General features: G+C 52.8%; 17 protein-coding genes and 1 riboswitch. Of the genes, 8 read left to right on the top strand and 9 right to left on the bottom strand.

Annotated features, from left to right (window positions below; all coding sequences use genetic code 11):
- Positions 1-126: 126 nt before the first annotated feature.
- A complete protein-coding gene (locus tag ACFSUF_RS18290; protein ID WP_377605137.1) occupies positions 127-1,509 on the bottom strand; it encodes an MATE family efflux transporter in 1,383 nt (460 codons plus the stop codon).
- Positions 1,510-1,666: 157 nt separating this feature from the next.
- Here ACFSUF_RS18290 and ACFSUF_RS18295 point away from each other — a divergent pair, with 157 nt between their 5' ends.
- From ACFSUF_RS18295 to modB, 3 genes are all read left to right on the top strand, one after another.
- The gene (locus tag ACFSUF_RS18295) at positions 1,667-2,545 is read left to right on the top strand and encodes an AraC family transcriptional regulator (RefSeq protein ID WP_377605138.1); all 879 of its coding nucleotides are present in this window, start codon (positions 1,667-1,669) and stop codon (positions 2,543-2,545) included.
- 142 nt (positions 2,546-2,687) lie between these two features.
- Entirely contained in the window at positions 2,688-3,473 is a 786-nt protein-coding gene (gene modA / locus ACFSUF_RS18300) for a molybdate ABC transporter substrate-binding protein (RefSeq protein WP_377605139.1), read from the top strand.
- 78 nt (positions 3,474-3,551) lie between these two features.
- The gene (gene modB, locus ACFSUF_RS18305) at positions 3,552-4,217 is read left to right on the top strand and encodes a molybdate ABC transporter permease subunit (RefSeq protein ID WP_377605140.1); all 666 of its coding nucleotides are present in this window, start codon (positions 3,552-3,554) and stop codon (positions 4,215-4,217) included.
- Positions 4,218-4,621: 404 nt separating this feature from the next.
- Here the strand turns inward: modB and ACFSUF_RS18310 are convergent, their stop codons facing one another.
- The gene (locus ACFSUF_RS18310) at positions 4,622-7,633 is read right to left on the bottom strand and encodes an efflux RND transporter permease subunit (protein WP_377605141.1); all 3,012 of its coding nucleotides are present in this window, start codon (positions 7,631-7,633) and stop codon (positions 4,622-4,624) included.
- 522 nt (positions 7,634-8,155) lie between these two features.
- Here ACFSUF_RS18310 and ACFSUF_RS18315 point away from each other — a divergent pair.
- From ACFSUF_RS18315 to ACFSUF_RS18330, 4 genes are all read left to right on the top strand, one after another.
- Positions 8,156-9,340 carry a methyl-accepting chemotaxis protein gene (locus ACFSUF_RS18315; protein WP_377605142.1) on the top strand — a complete coding sequence of 395 codons (1,185 nt, stop codon included), beginning with the start codon at positions 8,156-8,158 and terminating at the stop codon, positions 9,338-9,340.
- 42 nt (positions 9,341-9,382) lie between these two features.
- Positions 9,383-9,943, top strand: a complete 561-nt coding sequence (locus tag ACFSUF_RS18320; protein WP_377605143.1) for a DICT sensory domain-containing protein — start codon at positions 9,383-9,385, stop codon at positions 9,941-9,943.
- Positions 9,940-10,890 carry a DMT family transporter gene (locus ACFSUF_RS18325; RefSeq protein WP_377605145.1) on the top strand — a complete coding sequence of 317 codons (951 nt, stop codon included), beginning with the start codon at positions 9,940-9,942 and terminating at the stop codon, positions 10,888-10,890. The genes ACFSUF_RS18320 and ACFSUF_RS18325 overlap by 4 nt, the downstream gene beginning before the upstream one ends.
- A 187-nt stretch (positions 10,891-11,077) precedes the next feature.
- Positions 11,078-11,163, top strand: a riboswitch (cyclic di-GMP riboswitch).
- A 32-nt stretch (positions 11,164-11,195) separates the two neighbouring features.
- Positions 11,196-11,399 (top strand): hypothetical protein, encoded by a 204-nt coding sequence (locus tag ACFSUF_RS18330; RefSeq protein ID WP_377605147.1) that lies wholly within the window; start codon positions 11,196-11,198, stop codon positions 11,397-11,399.
- A gap of 42 nt (positions 11,400-11,441) precedes the next feature.
- On the opposite strand, the gene ACFSUF_RS18335 is transcribed toward ACFSUF_RS18330, so the two are convergent.
- Positions 11,442-11,996 (bottom strand): DUF1273 domain-containing protein, encoded by a 555-nt coding sequence (locus ACFSUF_RS18335; protein ID WP_377605150.1) that lies wholly within the window; start codon positions 11,994-11,996, stop codon positions 11,442-11,444.
- 488 nt (positions 11,997-12,484) lie between these two features.
- On the opposite strand from ACFSUF_RS18335, the gene ACFSUF_RS18340 reads away from it, so the two are divergent.
- Positions 12,485-13,000, top strand: coding sequence for a CBO0543 family protein (locus ACFSUF_RS18340; RefSeq protein ID WP_377605152.1), 516 nt, complete (start codon positions 12,485-12,487; stop codon positions 12,998-13,000).
- A 12-nt stretch (positions 13,001-13,012) separates the two neighbouring features.
- On the opposite strand, the gene ACFSUF_RS18345 is transcribed toward ACFSUF_RS18340, so the two are convergent.
- From ACFSUF_RS18345 to ACFSUF_RS18370, 6 genes are read right to left on the bottom strand one after another with little or no spacing between them, the layout of a single operon-like run.
- Complete coding sequence (locus ACFSUF_RS18345; protein WP_377605154.1) at positions 13,013-13,867, bottom strand: diguanylate cyclase domain-containing protein; 855 nt, start codon at positions 13,865-13,867, stop codon at positions 13,013-13,015.
- Complete coding sequence (locus ACFSUF_RS18350; RefSeq protein WP_377605156.1) at positions 13,864-15,963, bottom strand: cellulose biosynthesis cyclic di-GMP-binding regulatory protein BcsB; 2,100 nt, start codon at positions 15,961-15,963, stop codon at positions 13,864-13,866. The genes ACFSUF_RS18345 and ACFSUF_RS18350 overlap by 4 nt, the downstream gene beginning before the upstream one ends.
- A gap of 27 nt (positions 15,964-15,990) precedes the next feature.
- On the bottom strand, positions 15,991-17,241 hold the full coding sequence (locus ACFSUF_RS18355; protein ID WP_377605158.1) for a glycosyltransferase family 2 protein: 1,251 nt from the start codon (positions 17,239-17,241) through the stop codon (positions 15,991-15,993).
- Positions 17,238-18,803, bottom strand: coding sequence for a hypothetical protein (locus ACFSUF_RS18360; protein ID WP_377605160.1), 1,566 nt, complete (start codon positions 18,801-18,803; stop codon positions 17,238-17,240). The genes ACFSUF_RS18355 and ACFSUF_RS18360 overlap by 4 nt, the downstream gene beginning before the upstream one ends.
- Positions 18,800-20,320 carry a glycan biosynthesis hexose transferase WsfD gene (gene wsfD / locus ACFSUF_RS18365; protein WP_377605162.1) on the bottom strand — a complete coding sequence of 507 codons (1,521 nt, stop codon included), beginning with the start codon at positions 20,318-20,320 and terminating at the stop codon, positions 18,800-18,802. Before wsfD ends, ACFSUF_RS18360 begins: the two co-directional genes overlap by 4 nt.
- A 42-nt stretch (positions 20,321-20,362) precedes the next feature.
- Positions 20,363-21,466, bottom strand: a complete 1,104-nt coding sequence (locus ACFSUF_RS18370; RefSeq protein WP_377605164.1) for a hypothetical protein — start codon at positions 21,464-21,466, stop codon at positions 20,363-20,365.
- Between the last annotated feature and the right edge of the window lie 2 nt (positions 21,467-21,468).

Raw genomic sequence — 21,468 nt, forward strand, 5'->3', positions numbered from 1 at the left:
GGTAAGGAGTGTTGCTATAGTGTATTAGCCCGGAAAAAGATTGGTGAATGCCTGCGGAAAATGCCTGCAAAAGAAACCTTGCATGAGAACGGTAAGAAGGCTCAGCTCCTGCCCGCAGCAGCCACCTTACACTCCCGCAGCCGCTCCGCCGGCGGGCACTTCGCCGGAGGCTCCGTTCGCAATCTTTTTGTACAAAAACTTCTTGCCTCTCCACCGCAGCAACGAAATCACCCCGCGAAGGTATTCGTCCGCCGTCATGCTGATGTAAATCCCGATAATGCCCCAACCCATCGAGACGCCGAACAGCCAGGAGCAGCCGACCGCGACCAGCCACATCGAGACCATGGCCACGTACATGTTGAATTTCGTATCGCCTACAGCATTCAAGGCACTGGTGACGGCCATATTGAGCATTTTGCCCGGCTGGAGAAGGAAATTCAGGAAAAGTAACGGCAGACACATCTCAATCACACTCGGGTCGGAAGTGAACCAGCCCAGCATGGTTTTGCCGAACAATACCAGCAGTAGGGTGTTGAGCATCACGACAGCAAGCCCGATATAGAGCGCGCGGTACGCAGCCTGGTACGCTTCTTTCAGCCGGCCCGCTCCAAACAAGTGCGCAATCTGGATCTGCACGGCCAGTGCAAACGCGTATCCCAGCAAGAAGCAAAATGACTCTAATTGGTTCATGTAGGTTTTGGCCGCAAGTTCCTTTGTTCCGAGCATAGCCAAAAAAGAATACATCACCAGCTGCGTCAGCACCCATGCCGACATATTGACGCCGAGCGGCCAGCCGATTTTGATAATCTCCTTGAACAATCCACGGTCAAACAGCTTAAGATCGAACCATTCAATTTTACGTTCAAAAGAATGCCGGAATACCGCATAAAGCACCACCACAGCAAGGACCTTGCTTATGAGCGTAGACACGGCTACGCCGGTCAGCCCCCATTCCGGAAAGCCCATGATGCCGAAAATAAAAGCATAATTCATCGCTACATGCACAAGGTTCACGCCGATGCCGATGTACATCGGCGCTTTCGTGTTGCCGGTGCTGCGGATGGCGGTGCCGAGCACGGCGCTCAGCGCTGTAAATACCATGGCGCCGCCGGCAATGGATATATAGGAATTGGACAGCTGCAGCAGCTCCTCCGGCATTTGCAGCAGCCGGGCGATCGGCTCGGGGATGGCGAACAGCAGCACGCTGATGGCCAGTCCGATGGCGCCGCATACTTTCAGCGCAATGATAGCCAGCGTCCGCGCGTCTTCTCTGGCGCCGGAACCGATGCGCTGGGCGATGAGGATCCCCGCTCCGCTGGCCGCGATCATGAACAAGGTCATGAGCGCATTAAACAATTGGTTGGACAGGCCCACGACAGCCACAGCGTCGTCGGATATTTGGCTCACCGAGAACGTATCGACGGTCCCGAGCAGCGTCTGCAGCAGCACTTCTATGAAAATAGGCCATGCGAGCGTCCACAAGGCAAATTTACGGTCTTCCGAATTCATAACTTTAAAACCTCCTGCCCTGTTGTCGGGCGAACTTCATTTTGGTTGGGTAATGACGTTGTTTTCAGTTCAAATTATAGATGGTATAGTGAGCTTATGGTATCAGATATGGAACCAAAACTATCACGATTTCAACCTCATGAAAGGAAGTATTCCCATGAACCTGCTCCAGTTTACCGTCCCTCCGTTCCCGCATTACATCCTGGCCGGCTTTGAGACGAACGGGATCGGAACCAAGCATGTAGCAAGGCATCATGTCGGGGTATTCGACCTCTTGTATGTAACGGAAGGCTGCCTGTATATGGGCGAAGGAGACCGCACCTACGAAGTCGGGGAAGGCTGCGCCCTTACCCTGCGTCCGGACCAGTATCATTACGGTACGAAAGGATGCAGGCAGAGGACCAGCTATTATTGGGTACACTTTCAAGCTTCCGGCCCTTGGTCGCCTGCGGACGCTGCTCTTCCGCTGACGCGGCCGGACGGCGACGAAGACAAAGCGGTCTGGAGCCTGAATGCACGCCCTTTCCAGATCCAGCTGCCGCAGTTCGCCCGCCTGCTGCAGCCGGCGTCCATGGACGCGCTGCTGCGCCAGCTCGTCCACCTGCAAGCCAGCGCCCATCTAAGCAGTGTGCGCTGGCGGCAGGAGACGTTGTTTCAGGAGATGCTGCAGCTGCTGTCCGCCTCCTTCACCTCTCCCGCGGCCTCGCCGCGTATCGCTTGCGCCGAACAGGCGGCAGCGTATTTGCGCAAGCATTACAAGGAAGAAGTGAACATGCAGGAGCTCGGCGACAGCCTGAACTTTCATCCGGTATACATTGCGCGCTGCATGCAGTCCGAATTCGGCTGTTCCCCAGTCGAATACCTGCTGCGTTACCGGATTGAGCAGGCGAAGCTTCTTCTCCTGCAAACCGACTACCCCATGACCCGCATCGCGGAAGAGGTCGGCTTTAATCAAGCCTCCTACTTCACCTCGCGGTTCACTAAATACGAGGGCATCCCGCCGCGCAAGTACAGGCAGCGTTTTTCACAGGGTTAACCTAGCTGAGCGGTTGGGGCGTGCCGAGCGTGCGATTCCTCCGGGTACTTGATAGATTTAAAGGGAACCCATACAAAACCAGCCTATTTTATGTTAGTATACTTGACATTAACAGCCATAACAGGAACGGGAGGCGTACACGTTGAGAAAGCGCATCATTTGGTTTCTTGCGTTAGCCGTCGGAATCACTGCAGGGGCAGTGTTTGTACAGTACACCCAGAAGGCCTCTACAGCGGAAACCCAAACCGAGCTGCTCGTTTCCGCCGCGGCCAGCCTGAAGGACAGCTTAACCGACATTGAAGGGATGTACGAAAAAGAACACCCCGGCATCCAGCTCCAATTTAACTATGGCCCGTCCGGTACGCTTCAAAAACAAATCGAGCAAGGAGCTCCTGCGGACTTGTTTTTCTCCGCCGGCACCAAACAGATGGACACCCTCCGGAAGCAAGGCCTGATCCGGGAAAGCACGGACATGCTGCTGAACGAACTCGTCCTGATCACTCCGCGTGATTCCAAGCTTGCTTTTGCCACTGTGAAAGAACTGACCCGTCCGGATGTACGGACAATTGCGCTGGGACAGCCCGAGTCGGTGCCGGCCGGCCAATATGCGAAAGAGACGTTAACTGCGCTGAAAACCTGGGACGTCCTGAAAGACAAGTTCGTTTACGCCAAGGACGTCCGCCAAGTGCTCACTTATGTCGAAACCGGGAACGCAGATGCGGGATTTGTGTACAAAACCGATGCCATGACATCAAGCAAAGTCAAAATCGCCATCCGTGTTAACCCGGGCATTCATGCCCCGATTATTTATCCTGCAGGGATCGTGAAACAAACGAAACATCCCAAGGAAGCGGACGATTTCTATACTTATCTTCAATCTGAACAAGCCCGTGGGGTATTCTCCAAATATGGGTTTCAACTGCCATAATATGAACCCGTGCTAGACTGACCGCTGAAATCTATCAAGGGAAGTCACCCTAAAGAAGTAGAAAGGAGGAGGTTCAGCTTGGACTGGAGCCTTTTTGCAGAGCCTATAGCCCTATCCATCCAAGTCTCGCTGGCAGCCAGCGTTATCGTCTTCGCGGCCTCTCTTGCAGCAGCATGGAAGATGGCGCGGGCCCGCTTTCCCGGGCATAGCCTGCTGGAAACCTTCCTCCTGCTCCCGCTGGTGCTGCCGCCAACCGTCGTAGGCTTGTTCCTCCTCGTTCTGCTGGGAAGGAGAAGTTGGGTCGGCGAGGCGTATGAAAGTCTTACCGGCGGCCCGCTTCTATTTACTTGGGGAGCTGCTGTCATTGCCGCGGCAGTCGTTGCTTTTCCGCTTGCTTACCGTACGATGAAGACAGGCTTTGAGCAGGTAGACCAAGACTTGGAGGATGCGGCGAGAGCTTCCGGGGCGACAGAGGGCCAGGTGTTCCGCTACATCTCGCTCCCGCTGGCCCGCCGCACCGTCATCTCCGCTTACCTGCTCGGCTTTTGCCGCGGGTTGGGCGAGTTCGGGGCGACCCTGATGGTCGCCGGCAACATCCCCGGCCGAACCCAAACTATCCCGTCCGCCATCTATGTCGCCGCCGACGGGGGCAGCATGCCGATGGCCTGGGCCTGGGCCGGGACCATGGTGCTGCTGTCGTTCGCTATGCTCCTGCTATCGAACGGGCTCACTAAGGATTCATAAGTAACCAAATTACGAAAATAGCAAGCAGCGAGACCAAGCAGCAAGAAACCAAATATCCTGGACCATCAAGCAGATAAGTAAGCCAAGTAACCAAGTATCCTGGGCCGCCAAGCAGCTATGTAAGCCAAGTAACCAAAACCACCAAGCAGCCAAACTACCCGTCATGGCTAACGGACACCACAGCCCTTATTCCGCCGCAAAACATGGATTTCATATTCTAACGGACAAGAGATACCTTATTTCGCCCATTTTGCGACTAATAAGGGGGTTGTTGCCCTAATAAGGGCCTACATGTCCGTTACATTGGGAAACAACCCATATCGGGCACATTAACGGCTCTTAGGTCCGTTACAACACAAAAACACCCTTACCGTGGAACCAACCACGATAAGGGTGTTTCTAATTTAAGCCGCTGTCACCGCGGCAGCTGCCGCTTGGCGGCGCTGCTTGGCGGATTTGCGGAAGTAGAACAGCTCGTAGATCGCAGGTACGACGATCAGCGTCAGTACGGTTGCGGCCACCAGACCGCCGATAACTACGATCGCTAAGCTCTGGGAAACGATGCTGCCCTGCTCGCTGTGGCCGAACACCAGCGGGGCCATAGCGCAGATCGTGGCGATCGCCGTCATTAGGATCGGGCGCATCCGTGTAGCGGCTGCTTCCACGATCGCTTCACGGACCGTCATGTGCTCTTCGTTCTGCTTGATACGGTCGATCAGCACAATTGCGTTGGTCACAACGATACCGATCAGCATCAGCGCTCCGAACATAGCGGTAAAGTCAGGGGTAATACCGGACACCATCAAAGCGATGATCGCACCAATTGCAGCCAGCGGCAGCGAGAACATGATGGCTAGCGGTGCGCGAAGCGTTTTAAACGTAAGCACCATAATCAGGTATACCAGGCCGATGGAGATCAAAGCCGTCATGCCGATATCGGCAAAGTCGCCCGCCTGATCCGCCGAAGCCCCGCCTGCGAACAGCTCCACGCCGTCCGGCAGCTTCACTTCGTCAGCAGCTTTCTTAATATCCGCACCAATGGTAGACACTTTCTTCGGATCTACGTCCGCGGTAATTCTTACATAAGGCTTGCCGTCTTTGTGATAAAGCATCGCCGGTTCGTTACGCACTTCAAACTTCGCCAGCTTCGTAATCGGAGCCGGGCCTGCCGCGGTCATCAGCGTAATTCCTGTCAGATCGCTTTCGGATTTGGCCTGCACCACCGGATCCAGAATAACGGCCGCCGGTGTTTCATTAATTTCCACCTGCCCGATCGGCATCGGATTTAACATCATACCCAGCTGCATAGCAATTTCCTGGGCATTCGCCTGCGTCGGATCTACTTTATAGGAGAACACCGGTTTCGTATCGTTCATGTTGCTGGATACTTTCTCGATGCCGTCGATCTTTTGAAGCTTAGCCGTCACTTCATCAGCTACCTTGCTCAGTGCGCTTACGTCGTCGCCCATAATATCTACGAACTCGGAAGTCGAGCTGCCGCCAAAGATGCTGGTTTCATTAGCGGAAATCGTTGCGCCTTTGAACTTGGATTTTTGCGCCAGCACATGGTCGATAAACTTCTGCGCATCAGCGCCTTCTTTCATAGCTACGGTGAAATCCGCCTGTGTCAGCGAGGAAACATTCCCCCACTTCGCACCGTCGGCACTGCGTCCGGATTGAAGAAGCACTTTTTCCGTCTGATCCTGCTTCATTAAATCCTCTTCCATCAGCTTCGCATTTGCAAGCACATCGCTGACAGGCACGTCATTCGGATATTTCATTTGTACACCCACATAAGATGCATCAGACGCGTCCAGCGCTGCCTTAGGCATATTCATGTAAGCCGCGATAGAACCTACAAACACTACCAGCGTCAGTGTCAACGTCACCCATTTGTGCTTCAGGTTCCAAGTCAGGAAGCCCGAGAAGCGCTTGGATGGAGCGTGTTCTTTCATAGTCGAATGTTTCAGCAGCCAGGAGCTGAGCAGAGGCACTACCGTCAGAGCTACGACCAGGGAAGTAAGCAGCGAATACGTCACGGTCAGCGCAAAAGGCAGCAAGAACGCCTGCAAGCTTCCGCGCAGCAAGCCCATCGGCAGGAACACGGCTACAGTTACAATGGTGGATGAGGTGATGGCACGCGCCACCTCTTTGGTCGCCCCGATAATCATGTCGCGGGACATCGGTTCCTTTTGCAACCGGCGGTAAATGTTCTCGATCACTACGATACTGTCATCCACCAGACGCCCGACCGCAACCGCTACTCCCCCTAGAGTAACAATGTTCAGCGTAATGCCGGAGGCCTTCAGCAGGTATAGCGTAACTGCCAGAGACAACGGAATCGATACGATCGTAATCAGCGTTGCTTTGAAATTGCGCAGGAACAGCAGAATGACCACTGTTGCAAAAAGCGCACCCATTAATACTTCACGCATCATATTATTAACGGAGGTAACTACCATATCGGAAGTGCTGAATACTACGTCTACTTCGGCATTTTTCACATCTTTATTGAGCTGGTCTACAGTTTCTTGGACTTCTTTGCCCACCGCTACCGCGTTGGCGTTCGCTTCTTTCGTGATGACCGCGAACAGCACATCTTTCCCATTTGCCCGGCTTACGCTCTCCTGGTTGGAGACCATGTCTACGGAGGCAATGTCCTGCAGGGTTGCGCCCGCTGCGACCGGCAGTTTTTTCAATGTATCCACGCTGTCGATGGTCGAAGTTACGTTGACGTTGCCTGTTTGGCCGCCGATCGTTTGCTCCCCGATGGAAGCCGACACGCTGCGCCCTTGAAGCAGAGTCATAAGCGACTGTGCATTCACCTTATACTGTGCCATCTTCGCCTGATCCACTTTCACGTGGATTTGCGGGGATGTTTTGCCGTAGAGGCCTACGCTTGCCACGCCGTCAATTTTTTGCAGTTCCGGCAGGATTTTTTCTTCGGCTGTCTTGATGTTCTGATCCGTCAATCCCTCGTCAAACGACATTGTAATTTGCGAAATCGGAATCATCGAGGTGTTGAACTGAACCACAAACGGCTTCATGACGCCCTGCGGGAATTGCAGCGAATCGATCGCCTTCTGCACTTCCTGCGTAGCTTCCTTCATATTGGTCTTGCCGTCAAAATTCATGTTCACTTGGGCAAAACCGTCCCCCGCGTTCGAGAACATTTCTTTCTTGCCTTTTACCGTCCCGACCGCTTCTTCGATCGGCTTCATGACGTTCTTTTCCATCGATTTAGCGTCTTGGCCTTGGCCCAGCACCGTTATCGTTATTTGCGGGTTATCCGCCTCCGGCATAAATTCCATGGGCAGTGTCGTGTAACTGATCGCCCCGATCACGAGCGCCATAATGACGAGCAGCCCCACCGCCGCTTTGTTAGTGAATGACCATTTGGTTAACCATGTCATCATTGTTGTTCCCCTTCCCTTTCCTTTACTCCATGTTCTTTGCGTTCTGAAGTTTACCGACTGCCCAAATACCCTTTATGGCATATCGCGCTTCTTTTTTGTGACTTCTGTCAGGCCGCGTCCGTATCGAGTGCTTCATCACAGAACTAAGTGTAAAAGAATTCCTTTCCCGCCGTAACGGACCCGGGATGGTTTTCGATACTGGACCCGAGACCGATGAAAAGTACACGAATTTACAAAATGGTTACAGTACCCATTACTGAATCCTTGGTGACCGGGGTGCGATGGTGGGTAGTTTTGACCCTCCCTTGGTCACTCGGGCGTGATGGTGGGTAGTTTTTACCCTCCCTTGGTCACTGGGGCGCGATGGGGGCCACGTAGGTGGTCTATGTATATATTTTATATTGCTAAGTAATTCCAATCTGTGCTACAATTCCTATACAAACATTATACAAACTAGGTACAAAGTTGGAGGCGGTCCTCATTGCAACACATCATCGTATAAAGGTTTGGGCTTTAGGCGCAGTGACTCTTCTTGGTTTATCCCTTACCGTTTGGCTGAAAGGGCACTGGGCACTGCCCCTCGCTTACGCGGGTGTCGTATCCGCGTGGATTTATCTTCTGTATCCCTATTACCGTATCTTGCAATCGGCCGGTACGGCGGAATTTCAAACAGCGGCGGCACATGAACTGCTCCAAACTCCGGATGCCCATCCGGGGCTGCCAAACGATACGCTGCCTCACGTGCTGATGAAGCTGGCGGAATTGAACCGGCATATCGAGACAGCAGCAAGCGCCATTCAAGAGAATGCGGCGGATGTAGAAGCCCGGGCCGAGCAGATTACACTTGCCTCGGCGGACATTACATCCGGAATTCAGGGGCAAACGGCGGGCACGGAGGAAACACTGCATCAGGGACAAGAGGTGCTGCAGCAGTTTCAGCAAACAAAGGACACCCTCCACTCCACTGCACAGACTACCGGGGAATGGGTGAAGCAGATGGAGGCCGGACGCGGCGTTCTGGAACAGCTTCTATCCGACATGTCCCGCATAAAGCACCGGACGGAGCTGGCTAATGAAAGCTACGAAACCTTCGCCAAACAAATCAAACAGGTACAAGCCCTGTTCCTGCAGATCAAGGATATTGCAGACCAGACACAGCTGCTCAGCCTGAACGCCGCGATCGAAGCCGCCCATGCGGGCGAATACGGGGCCGGATTCAGCGTCGTTGCCGATGCCATCCGTAAACTCTCCGGCGAGGCTAAGAAGCTGTCCGAAGATATCGGACGCACCATGAACGACCTGCTCAAGCAGGCCGACCATACCGCTTCGGCGATGCACGAACAAGATCAACTCATTGCCGCCGGCTCCGAACGTACGGAGCATGTACGCAAACTGCTGCTGACGCTTTCCGGCTCGGCTAACCAGGCAGCAACCGAACAGCAGGTGCTTATATGCAATACCGGCAAACTCGAGCAGTTGTACGATCACCTGTATGGCCGCCTGCGACGGTTAACAGAGGTTTCGGCAGCCGTTTCCGGGAAAGCGGAGTTATCTTCGGAAGCTTCGCAAATCCAACTGATGAGCCTCGTGGAGTTAAGCGCTTCGTTAGACATTCTCAAGGGTGTGGCTGCCCAGCTGTCAGACGAGCTTTTGCAAGCAGGACTGGATCCGGCCCAAGTAAAATGGATCCGCCCTTTTCAACTGTAACCGTCCGAAATACATAAACCTAAATCTAATGGAGGAATGAACATGATTAACGCATCGTTATACCGGGATATTTTTGACCAAAGTGTGGGGGAAGTTCAAGAAATAGCAGGCATGATAAGCCGTGCTCAGCTGGATACGGCCTCTTTAAAATATGAAACGCAGGTGCCGCAGCTGGAGTATATGTGCCTGATTATGGAGAATATGGTGATAACAAAAAAACCTAAAGCGGTTATCTATGCCGGGTTCCAGAAGCTTTCCCGTGCCGTGGCCCCCGTACTGGAGCGTTTTTTTACGATGGCGGAAACGGCGGAGAAGGTGTATATCTTCGGCGTTCCTGACCAGGAGCGCCCGGCGCATCCGAATGTAGAATATATTCACCTGCCGGAAGATCACCCGCTGGTCCGGGAATGGTTCCTGGTCGTCCAGGCTCCAACGATGAAAATGATGATGACCGCTTATGACCTGGAAGGATTCGGCGTACATGCCGTGGAAGAGAACCGCAAGTTCCGCGGCGTAAAGTCCAACTCTCCGAAACTGGTAGACCAAGCGGCACAGCTTCTGGCGAATGTTGTTGATTCGGCCAAAACAGGAAACAGAGCATGATCAAGCCGGATGCCAGACGCAGCGGCTTACTCTGGGTGGCGCTGGGGGCCGCCATGTGGGGCACGGACGCCTTGTTCCGCAGCGGATTGGTGGAGCGGCTCACCTCGCTGCAGATCGTTTGGCTTGAGCATGCCTTGATCAGCCTGATGATGCTGCCTTGGATCATCCGCGCCTTCCGCAAGCTGTCCGGCTTGTCTGCCGGCGGGTGGCTGCTCCTGCTCGCCGTCTCGTGGGGAAGCTCCGCCCTCGCCACCTGGGCGTTCACGGAAGCGTTCCGCTACGGCCACCCGAGCGCGGTCGTCCTGCTGCAGAAACTGCAGCCCCTTTTCGCCGTCCTGGCGGCGAAATGGCTGCTGCGCGAGCGCTGGTCCAGCACCTACTACGTCGTGCTGCCCGGAGCCTTGCTCGGCGCCTACGTGCTGTCGTTCGGGTTCTCCGCCCCCTTCACCGCAGCACACGGCGGCCAGTGGGCCGGCTCCCTGCTCGCGATCGCTGCTGCGCTGCTCTGGGGCTGCGGCACGACCTTCGGCCGCAGCCTGCTCCAGCGCTTCAGCTTCGCGGAGCTGACCGGGCTGCGCGTCTTCTGCGCGCTGCCGATGCTCACCCTGCTGCAGACGCTGCAGGGCGGACTGACCCCAGCCCTCGGGGAGCTGACTTTCCCCCTCGGGCTGGACCTGTTCCTGCTCTCGCTGGTTCCCGGCTTGGCAGGGCTGCTCCTGTACTACTACGGCTTGCAGCGCACGCAAGCCGCCTATGCCGCCATCGCCGAGCTGTCGTTTCCAGCGGCCGCCCTGCTCATCAACCGGTACTTCCTGGGCCAGTCCGTTTCCATGGCGCAAATCGCCGGCGTGCTCTTGATCTGGCTCATGGTAGCTTACCTGTCCCGGCAGAAGGAGAACCCGCTGCCCGCGCTCGCGGCACGGAATCACAGGGCCCAAATGTTATAACATCTCCCTTAACCGTGGTACGCCTGCCTGTTCTTTTTATAAGGAACAGCAGGAGTTCCACGGTTTTCATCCCTTTCGCCCAGCTACAAACACGCAAATTCACAAAGAGACAGACCTTGGAACTATGGTGATATCCGGCGGCCCTGTGATAGGATGTACGTAAGTAAACCATCCAGCGGGAACCGCTTACAGACAAAGGCAAACTTGCCGAAAGGCAGGGACGCAAAGCACCAGGGCTACGGATAACGCATCTATGCCGGCTGTGTTACCTAACAAGAGGTCGCTCTTATTAGGAGATGTATAGCATGAAAAGCCCCTCAGACTACCTCCACAATGCCTTATCGATGAAACGGTCCTCTTTTCCCCAAGAAGAAAAGAAGCGCCATTACCGTGAATTGCTGGTACGGATGAAGAATGAATACGGCCTGCTGCTGAATGCTGATCATCCGGACAAGCATACTGAAGCTATGGAAGTATATCGGCAAATCATGGTTCTAAACCAAGGATGACCGCTTATGTTAGCCGCAAATACCAACCATAAGGTTGGTATTTTACTGCATGTCGCGCGTCTGTTCGTCTGCAATGCTTTGTACATCCTCGGCTGTAATGGTCAAGTAGGCGTACCCGTCTTCCTCATGCCTCTTCAAAGCCCGCTGCTTCATATATTTGGGGCTGGCCTCACCTGCATCTTCATCATAAAACAGCAAGATGCCGTCGGATTTCCTAAGCAGCAGCTGATCTCTTGCCGTAAGCTGCCACACACCGCTGTACGGCTGGTTGCTGACCGATCCGCAGTAATCCGCGCCTTTGAGAATCCCGCGGTAATAGTCCTGTTTGGCCTCGGGCCATTTCTCTTCCGGATTAAGATAAGCCGTAATAATAGCCAGTTTTACATCGGGATACTGTTTCTTCAGCTCGATGACAACTTCGCACGCCCACAGGTCCACCCCGTATTGACCCGCCGTAATCACCCATTCCAGCCCTTCTTCGATCAACGGAACCAGCTTATCCCGCAAAGCCTGCTTGATATAGACGATCCCTGCATGCTTCTGGTCATATATGCTCAATTCCTGAGCCCGATAGCCTGTAACAAGCAGTGTTTTCACCCTTAGGATTCTCCTTCCGTTGAAATTCATTGTTTTCTAATTATACCGCTTTAAGCCGTTCATAACTGTTTTTTCATCAATTACCATCCAGTCTTTTTACCTTGACAAGAAAAGTTACACTGGTACAATATTCATAAAATAACACATGAATTTTTTTGCATATACTTGATCATTCCTATTTTTTTCGGGTAAAAGTTGCACTTAGACAACACTCTTTGGTTTGTACAACAGCAGTGCTAACGAGAAGGAGATATGGCTGAAGGTGCTGGCTTGGACCGTTGCCGTTATAATCGTGTCGCTGAATTTGTACATGCTGTATCGGACGTTCTTTTAAGAGAAGGGGCTGCCCCAAGGTTGATATAACCTTGAGGCAGCCCCTTTGTTGTCTTTCCGACGCCCTGCGGCGAAAGGTATAAGTTGGCAGTAACTAGAGCACAGTAACAAGTATCTGTAAGCAGCGTGACTCCAGTCAAGCGAGGTAGAACTTCATGCATGTATTATTTACGCTTGCCATCCTTTGCTTTGTATATTTTAAAGGGGACTGGCGCGATTGGCAGAAATACGGTTTGTCGATGTTCTATCCCGCCGCCTGTGACCTGCTCTATAACATTTTGTGCCAGGATAAGCTTCTATGGAGTTATCATCCGGACCCGCACTTATTTCCCCGCTCTCATGTGGCGGTCGATCTCCTCTATACGTTCCTCATCCTGCCTTCTGTTGCCTTAATGTACTTAACGAACTACCCTTTCGGCGAACGGGCCTGGCGTCAATGCAAATATATTTTGCTGTGGGTAGCCGGCTCATTGGCTGTGGAATATGTGTTTATCGCCTTCGGCAGGCTGGAATTAATGAACGGATACCGGTTTTGGATGGAGGCCCTGTTTTACCCCACCATGTACCTGATGCTGCGCCTTCATTACACCCGTCCCGTGCTTACTTATCTGATTTCCATCTTCATTATCTGGTTTTTGATGAGCGTATTCGAAGTTCCTTTGCCGCACTGAAACCCTGGATGCTTACACATCATATTCCAGCTGCTTCCGCGCCTGCGAGATGAAATCCAGCGGCGATTCAATGGCAGTTTCGTCATATTCCACGGCACCGATCCTCAAATCCAGCTCCACGGAGAACCGTCCTGCATAATCCTGCATATTCAGATCCTCCACCTTGTCCCTCAACCGGTCAATGACAATGTTGGCGCCTTCCCTGTCCGTAAATAGCAGCATGCCCCACGTAGGGTTATTGCTGTTAAGCATGTAAAGGGAGTCGTTCGTCCGGATGGTAGTCTGGCTGAGCGAAGAAACATCGAAAATCGCCTCCGTCATCTGGTCCTCACTGATCATCTGCTTAATTTCATCCCAATACTTCACGTTGGCCACAACCAGTGTCAGAGGAATCTGATACCGTTTGGACAGGGCCATAAAGATGGTAGCATCCTTTTGGAAGGAGCGGATATTTTTCAGGTTGGTATGTTCGTCCATCGTGGCCAGGGAGACCGTCGCTTTTTTCAATCTGGCATTCTCCGCCTGGATCGCTTTATTTGCATATGTCAGCAGCCAGGTAGTCAGCGTATAAATCGGGGTCATGATCAGCCAAAAATAAGTCTGAAGCTCCACCACCCCTCCGGTTACAGCCGTCCGGTACAACGTGAACGTGCCGTAGCCGAACAGGAACAGGATATTAATAATCAGGCCCGTGGTCACATTCGTGAAATACGTGATAATGGCGATCAGAAACGCAACGTTAAGAAAAATAATATTCCGCAGATACTGATCCGGATCTCCGCCAATATAAACGATGGTCAGAAACGACAGCAGAAACAGTGCCAGAAATGCGCCGTCAGAAAGGAAGCTGCTTAGATTTCGCCTCATATCCTGTCCTCCCCGGTTCTGCGCTTCTTATATTTAATAAACAGCAGCATCAGCGATACGAGTACCAGAACGAGCACCAGCACTAAAGACACCAGAAACTGCACTACGTCTTTCCGCTGAAGCACATCGGCTATCGCTGTAGAGGAAGGGGCTTCCGCCTGCTTTTTGAAGCGGTATGGATAGACGTTGCCGTCCAGGTCGGTCACCGCGCCGTCGCCGTATATTTTGTACAGCGTCCCCTGATTGGAAACCAGCTTGGAGGCCAGGTTGTATGCTTCCGGAGAAGCCCCTGTAACCGCCAGCAAGGCATGGCCCGCTTCGTAAGGAGACGGGAGCAGCTGCAAGGAACCGATCTGCCGCCCATAGTCGGTATCGATACTCATTTTCTCATTGGAAACAAAGCCTTCACCCTTCTCGTCGTAGCGGAAATACAGCTTATCGTTCGTATGTTGAATCAGACGGTTATCCTGGTAGCTTCCGATGGCGATGATCTGTTTGGATTTCAGCTCGTTTTCTCCGGCTGTATCGCTGACAAAGGTTACCTCACCCGTATTGCCTACCGCATATTGCCCGAGCAAGTTGAAGATATTCGTTAAAGCCAGGTAGGTCTCTCCGTTGCGCTGCTGCGGGAGAACCACCGCTACCTGGTTATAGCTGCCGTCCCGGAGGAACGGATACGGGTAGTTGTTGAACAACAGCTCCGTCCGGTCTTTCGTATTCAGCTGCAGCATCGAATCTTTCGTCACATAGGCCCAAGGCATCTGATTCTGATTATCAGTGCAATATAATTCTTTGATCTCCAGATCAAATGCTGCCGTAACGGTGAAATTCCCGCTGATATTCAGGTTTTTAGGAATCGGCAGAGACAGCGTATCCCCGTCGGCGAGCTGCGGCGTCAGTTTCTTGCTTCCGATCGGTGTGCCGTTCACCAGAATGGTCACCAGGGAACGGTCGAAATCCAGATTGCGGGCATACCGGAAATTCAACCGGATTTTGCTGGCCTCCGCTATCGAGCGGTTTGCCGGCAGTGCGATATAATACTGCTTCTCCCTGTGCTGCGGCCCGGTCAGCTTATCCCCTGTTCCCGTCAGCTGAATGTCGCGTGAAATGCCGTAAGCCGGCGTATCGACGTTCGTGCGCTCGTCCACTATTTTGACAGCAGCCTTGATTTGCTGCATCAAAGCCGGGTTAGCCGCAAGACGTCCCGCTTTGCGGAGCAGGTCCGCGTTTTCCGACGTAATGACCAGCGTCGGACGGTCCGGCAGGATAACGACCTGAAGGAGCGCTTCCTTCATGGGGTCGCGGCCGTTCAAGTCGAGCTGATCCCGCAGGCCCGGAGCAAGGCGGCTTGTCCGGCCGACAACGACCTGCATGCTGTGCTTCTGCAATTCGGCTGAACCATATTCCAGCAACGGGATCAGCTTCTCCTTGAGCGGGTTGGACTGCGCGAAACCTGACAGCGCATAAACCGCGGCCTCCATCTCCTCAGGCTCAGCCTTAGGCGGCACAGCTACAGCCGCTCTTCCGTTGTTCATAGCATCCAGTCCTGCGTAGAATTTGTGGAAATCGCTGATGCTCGCTGACATAGGCTTTACAGTATAATCAACACTCACATGAGATGTATCGAACAGCTGAAGCCAGTGTTCCCGTGTCTGTGTAGGCGGACAGAAAGAGTCCGTATCGTCCGTTTGGATATATCCCTCCACAACCAGTGTGTTGGTTCCCTTGACCAGCAGGGAGCCCGGTACGTTGACCGTCAGCTGCTGACGGGTCAAATCGGAAAGCTCGGGACGGAATGAATAGAACCGCGATCCGTTCATCAGGAACGTAATGCTCGATCTTTCGTTCAAGAGCAGCTGCGAGGCTTTATAATCCAGATGTACCTTCACATTCTTAATGCTCCAGGTGTCCGGTATTTCAAAAAATTGCTGGCGGTAAGTCGAAACTCCCGACAACGCATTCTCCGTATCCGTGAATGGAGTCACGTAGGTCTCAAGCTGAGCAGGACCGGCCGCGCCTGCCGGCTCGGGCATAGCCGCCAGCAGTCCCAGCAGGATCCCGGCAGCCAAGAGAAGTGCCGCAACTCTGTTTTTCATAATTGCACGTCCTTTACCATCCTTTTTTCAAAAACGTTCCGTTTTGTACCAGCGCACTTCGCGCTTGAGAATCTGATCCTTTATGTAGGCATATAATCCGTAGGCCGCCACAACCATCCACATCTGGCAGTAGGAGACGTACATCAGCAGGATGATCCACAGATTGGACAGCTTGAGTTCCCCTTTTTCCGTAATCAGCGTAATATAAGTTCCCACTACAAACAGGGTAATGGCGAGCGCCCACAGGAAGGAGCTTAATCCGGCCAGCGTGGTGTGAACGTAACCCAGCGCGTGGAGGATCAGCAGTGCATCCGACGTAAGCAGCGAGCTTAGCAGCAGGAAGTAGATAGACAGAAAATAGGCAATGTCGAAACGGATGCGGGCTGCTGCGGGGTTGAAAAGCAGCTTTGCATTTTTGACTATGACATAAATGTTACCTTTGGCCCACCGCGACCGCTGTTTAAACCAAACCTTTACGGTTTGCGGCTCCTGTTCCCATGTGACAGACATCGGCTGGAATTTGATCCGGTACCCCATCATATAAATGCGGAAACTGATTTCCGTATCTTCAGCTATCGCTTTGACATCCCACCCGCCGATCTGTTCCACGATGCTCCTCCGCATAATGAAGTTCGTTCCCGGAATTGTACACAGCTTAAACAGCTTCCATCTACCTGCTTGAGCCATCCATTGGAAAGACAGCGTTTCGATGTTGATGAACCGGGTCAGCAGGTTCGCATTCCGGTTCCGCGTCCGGAACTTTCCGATCACGGCTCCCAGCGAGCCGTCCTTCACGATTTCAGCCACGAGATAGGAGAGGGCCTTTCTTTCCGGTGTGTTATCCGCATCATAGATGGCAATGAGTTCCCCTTTGCTTTGAGCAAATCCGATATTCAGCGCATTCGACTTACCTTTGCCGCCAGTGACCTTGTCCGTATTAATCACCGTCAGATTACGGTCCTTATAACGATTCTGTATGCCTTGAAGCAGCTCGCTGCTGTTATCCGAAGAGTTATCGTTAATGATAATGATCTCGTAGCGGTCGGGGTCGTAGTCCAGTGCCAGCAGGGACTCCACTGTCTTCCCAATGACTTTCCCCTCATTGTGGGCCGGTACCATGATCGTGACGAACGGAAGTACCCGGGGCAGCTGAGGCAGCGGCGAAGTTTCGCATTCGATATAGTACAGATATCCGGCGATAATCAGCACGACGTTCACCAGCAGCAAGGACCAGATGCAGAGAACGGATAAGAGCATAAGAATATCGGCTAACGTCATATGCTTTCTCCTTGTTTCATGTATTTGCGTTTGTAAAGCCTTCGCCCGATGTAGTAAAAATAAGCGAATACAAGCAAGGACAGCACGATGACGACAATGAAGAACTTGTTCTGCCAGGAAAAAAGAGTCGTTAAACTCTGCGCATTCGCCTCCTGATAAACATGTTTGGATTTCACTTCGGCGTAGGCGTTGCCCAAAGCCACCGTGCTGCCGTTCACTTTCAGGATGCCGCCCTCGGATTGAACATAATAGCGGCGGGTATGCACGCTATGCGGTGTGTTTTTGTAATCCGCTATAGTCATCCACCGCTCTTCCAGCAGGGGCAGCATCTCCTGCCATTCCTTCTGCGTTTCAGGCATGGCGGCGGCAAGTGCCGTATCCATCGGGAACGCTCCCAGCGACAAACCGGTCTGATCGTACTGCTGCAGATCGCTCAGCTCCATCATATACGGCGATGAACGGAACGGCTGCGATGTATTTACGGGCGCGCGGGGCATCGGCTTCTTGTTGGGAAACAGCACCGCCGAATCGAAGAACGACAACCCCTCAGCCCGGAACAGCCCGTCGTTGGCCCAATAAAGCTCCGCACCGATACCAAGGGGAGCGATACCGCCGGCAATCAGCGTATCCAGGAACCGCTCCAGCTGAGTGTTCAATAGAGGGTTGCTGCCGCTGATTGCGGAATACACGGCAGGTGTCTGCACAAGGACGGTACCGTTCCTGTTCTGTACATATTTCAGCGTCTCCAGGTAACGCTTCATGGCAGGATACTCTTCATTGGAAAAGACCGGCCGGGCGCTGATCAGAAACGGAAATCCCGAATTGTACAAATCATCCGCCATCCTGCGGAGCAGCTCTAAATCAGAAAAAGGGTACACATCCGTGAACATCAGATACGTAGAGCCTTGCCGGCCCATTTGCAGCCAGCCTTTAAGGACACCCGATATAGCTATCTTGCTAAGGTCCCCACGGACATAATACGGAACATAGGCATAACGCCCGTCCGAAATGCCATAGGGTGCACTCCATCCCTCCGGCTCCGAAGCAAGCTCGCCATATTCGGCAGTGCCGGCCTTCATTTGAAATGCATAAGAGATCGGTTCCTTTGTCAGAAACCTCTGCCTGAACCGCCCGTCGGATAACTCCAGCGCTCCGGGGCGCCCATTACGCAGCCCCAGCTGTAAACCGTTGCTGATTCGTTGCGGAGGCTCCGCCCCTATGTGCATCCATGCGCCGTTGTAACTGCTGCTGTCAGCTGCAAAATCCGTTTTAGTCCACAAGGAAGACAAGTCTGGAGCGTTACGGATACTAATGATACGGTTATAGTCCGCCAAATCACCTGCTTCGTAGCTTTGGAGCGGCTTCACGGTTACGCTCAGCCGGAAAGCATACAGAAGGCGTTTCAATTCTTCTACGTTGCCCTCTTTGGATGTACCTGCTCCTAAACTGTCATAGAGCAGAAGCACTTTCGGTTCCTCAGCCGCTTCTGCGCGGCAGGCAGCGCCTAACGGAAGAAGGAAGCATAGAATGGCAGCCAGCTGAATGAGCAGCCGTTTCTTCATGACATCCCCCTCCTTCGCGCTTTGGTTTCCCGTTCAGCCCACAGGCGCCTACCGATAGCGTCTGTCAGGGTTACGAACAAAACCAGGTCAAACGCAGCAGTAAACATAAATTCATGCTTCGCCAGATCGGCGTCACCCGCCCCGATGACGGAAACTGCAATACCGGACAAACCCATCAGAATCAGGAGCCCCATCAGGGGAAGACGCAGAAGCTGTCTCCAGTCCCTTCGCAGATAGGACGACACAAAATGAGGCGCATACAGGCCGATGATCAATATGACCCAAATAACAATGAAACCGGCTGTTTTCGGGCTAAGCGCCTTTTTGAAAATGCTGTAACCAGAGAAAAAGAATGTCTTCGTACCGGCCGGTTTACCTGCAAATCTCTCATAATTACCCATTGCCTCCGGCCGGATTGTAAATGCGTTTTTCGCTGCAAAATTCAGCATTTGAACCGCCTGTCCCGGATTCTTTACGTAGTACAGAGCTATCGAAACGAATCCGTATTTGGGATAGAACGATTTCTGCAGCAGCGGGTCATCGGCTTCAATGGTAGGATAGGGCTCGTAGTAAATGCTTTTATTCAACAAAGCATACTGCTTGTCTATGCCGAACGATTCCAGCGTCTTTTCCGGATCCGGCGAGTCCTTCAGGACCCCCCTCATCATGGCATGATACTGGTTGATGTACACGTATTCCTGCGGAATCAGCACATAGCTGGCCACCCCTGCCGCCATCACAGTCACGAGTATGGCTGCCGTAACGGCACGGAACCGCCATTCCCTGCGCAGCATCAGGAAGAGCACGCCGACAGCCGCGATAAGAAGCCCTACCGGCGCATGCTGCTGTTTACTGGTAGTCAACAGGAATCCGCTCGTCCCGAACAAAGCGATCATGGCATAATCGTTGTAGCGTCCCCTGTATAGAAGCAGGCCGGATGCGAGCAAAAATACCATCATAATCAGAACTACAGATTCGCTGTAAAAAGAAGAGAAGTAAGCCGTATAAGCGGTATCGCCGAATATAAACACAGCTAAAGCTGCGATAAGGTAGCCGCGGATCCTCTCCAGCCGCCATGTCGCGGCCTCCACAAGAACATAAACAGCAGCAGTATATAGGGTCAAATAGAGAAGGGCCTGAATTCTCAGATCAAACACTTGAGTACTGAACAGGAGTTTATTCAGCCAAACCGAAATTTGGATAAACAAAGACTGCGACGTCATGATCATGGATGGATTTTCGTTAAAGTACTGAAAAATTCCATACTGTTTTACGTAATATCCGAAATACTGCTTCCCGTACTCGGGATCATTAAAATACAAGCCGTTTCCATATGCTACGCGGAAATAGTCCCCGTTATCGGCCATACCTACGTACGGAGGCGTAAACAAGGCGAGTGCGGTTATCAGAAATATTCCCAGAGCCGCAGCTGCCGCAGGCGTCATAAGCCGGAAGTACCGCTGTAGAAACGAAGCAGATTCAACCCGGGAAGCAGCTGGAGTAATGATGTTGTTCATAGCTGCACTTCCCCCTGTAAGCATAAAATTTCATAATTCCGGTCAATAGGCTGCAGCAAGCAGCGCCATTAAATTATCAAACGAGTAGGCCTGGCCTGCCGCGTCGCCGAAGCCGCCGTTGAGCGGGTTGTTCTCGTCCCTGATTTGGAACTCTTTAACCCGCAGCATACTGTCCTTATATAACTCCTCGTCACCCAGCTGGGAACCGATCATCGCTGCAGCGGCATAAATCGCAGTGGAGCGAATATCTGTATCGGGCACCCCGTCCGGCGTATACCGTCCGTACAATGTGCCTTCTTTCACGTGCTTCTTCAAAAAAGAAATGCTTTCCGGTTTCTGGGCGTTGATTTCCGTCAGAGCCAGAATGGTGAGCACCGATTCTAACGTGTTGATCCTGTCCTTGTTGTAGGTTCCCGTGCTGTAGTTATAACTTGCAGCGTAAAAAGGGAAGGAATCGGACAAATATCCCCCGGAGATGATGCTGAGCAGGCCGGGGATCAGCTCTTTCTCCTGCTTTTTGGGCAGAAACAGCTGCAGTGTCTTCAGGTCGATGTAACATAAGGTGATAGCATCGTTGGTTTTGAGCAGACGGTCATCATAGAAATCGTATAATTTGTCGTTTTGGATCACAATTTCGGAAAATTTGCCGCCGTATAGTTTGGCCAATGAGGTATAGGACCGGTCGTCAAACTTCTCCCCGGCCTCGTATAAGGAACGGATGATGCGCAGATCGTCTACAGCCGCGTTGACTTCATATTGTTTATCCAGCTTTGGGCTGTAGCGGTAGCTGAACATCTTTTCACGGCCGAATACCGCCTTGGTGCGCTCCCACTCTTCCCGATAGCGGTCCTCTTGGCCCGTCAGCGCATAAAACCGGAGAAGAAGGCCGGCCGACTCGCTGAGAACCTCATGGCCGGTCGCCATAGGGGCGTTCTGATCCGACTCAATGTAATTCGTATATACACCATACTTTCCGGACAAATCTTCCGTAACAAAAGGATAGAGGAGCGCTCTCATCTGCTGCACCCCGGCTTCTTCCCCGTAATGATTTGGAGGGAGCAGGGACCCGCCCGAAGAGGAACAAGCAGTTAACAAGCCTATCCATACTGCCAGGACCAGCAGCCCGACCGAACGTTTCCATTTCATCC

The sequence above is a fragment of the Paenibacillus gansuensis genome, assembly GCF_042684925.1.
GTDB classification, from domain to species: domain Bacteria; phylum Bacillota; class Bacilli; order Paenibacillales; family DY6; genus Paenibacillus_N; species Paenibacillus_N gansuensis.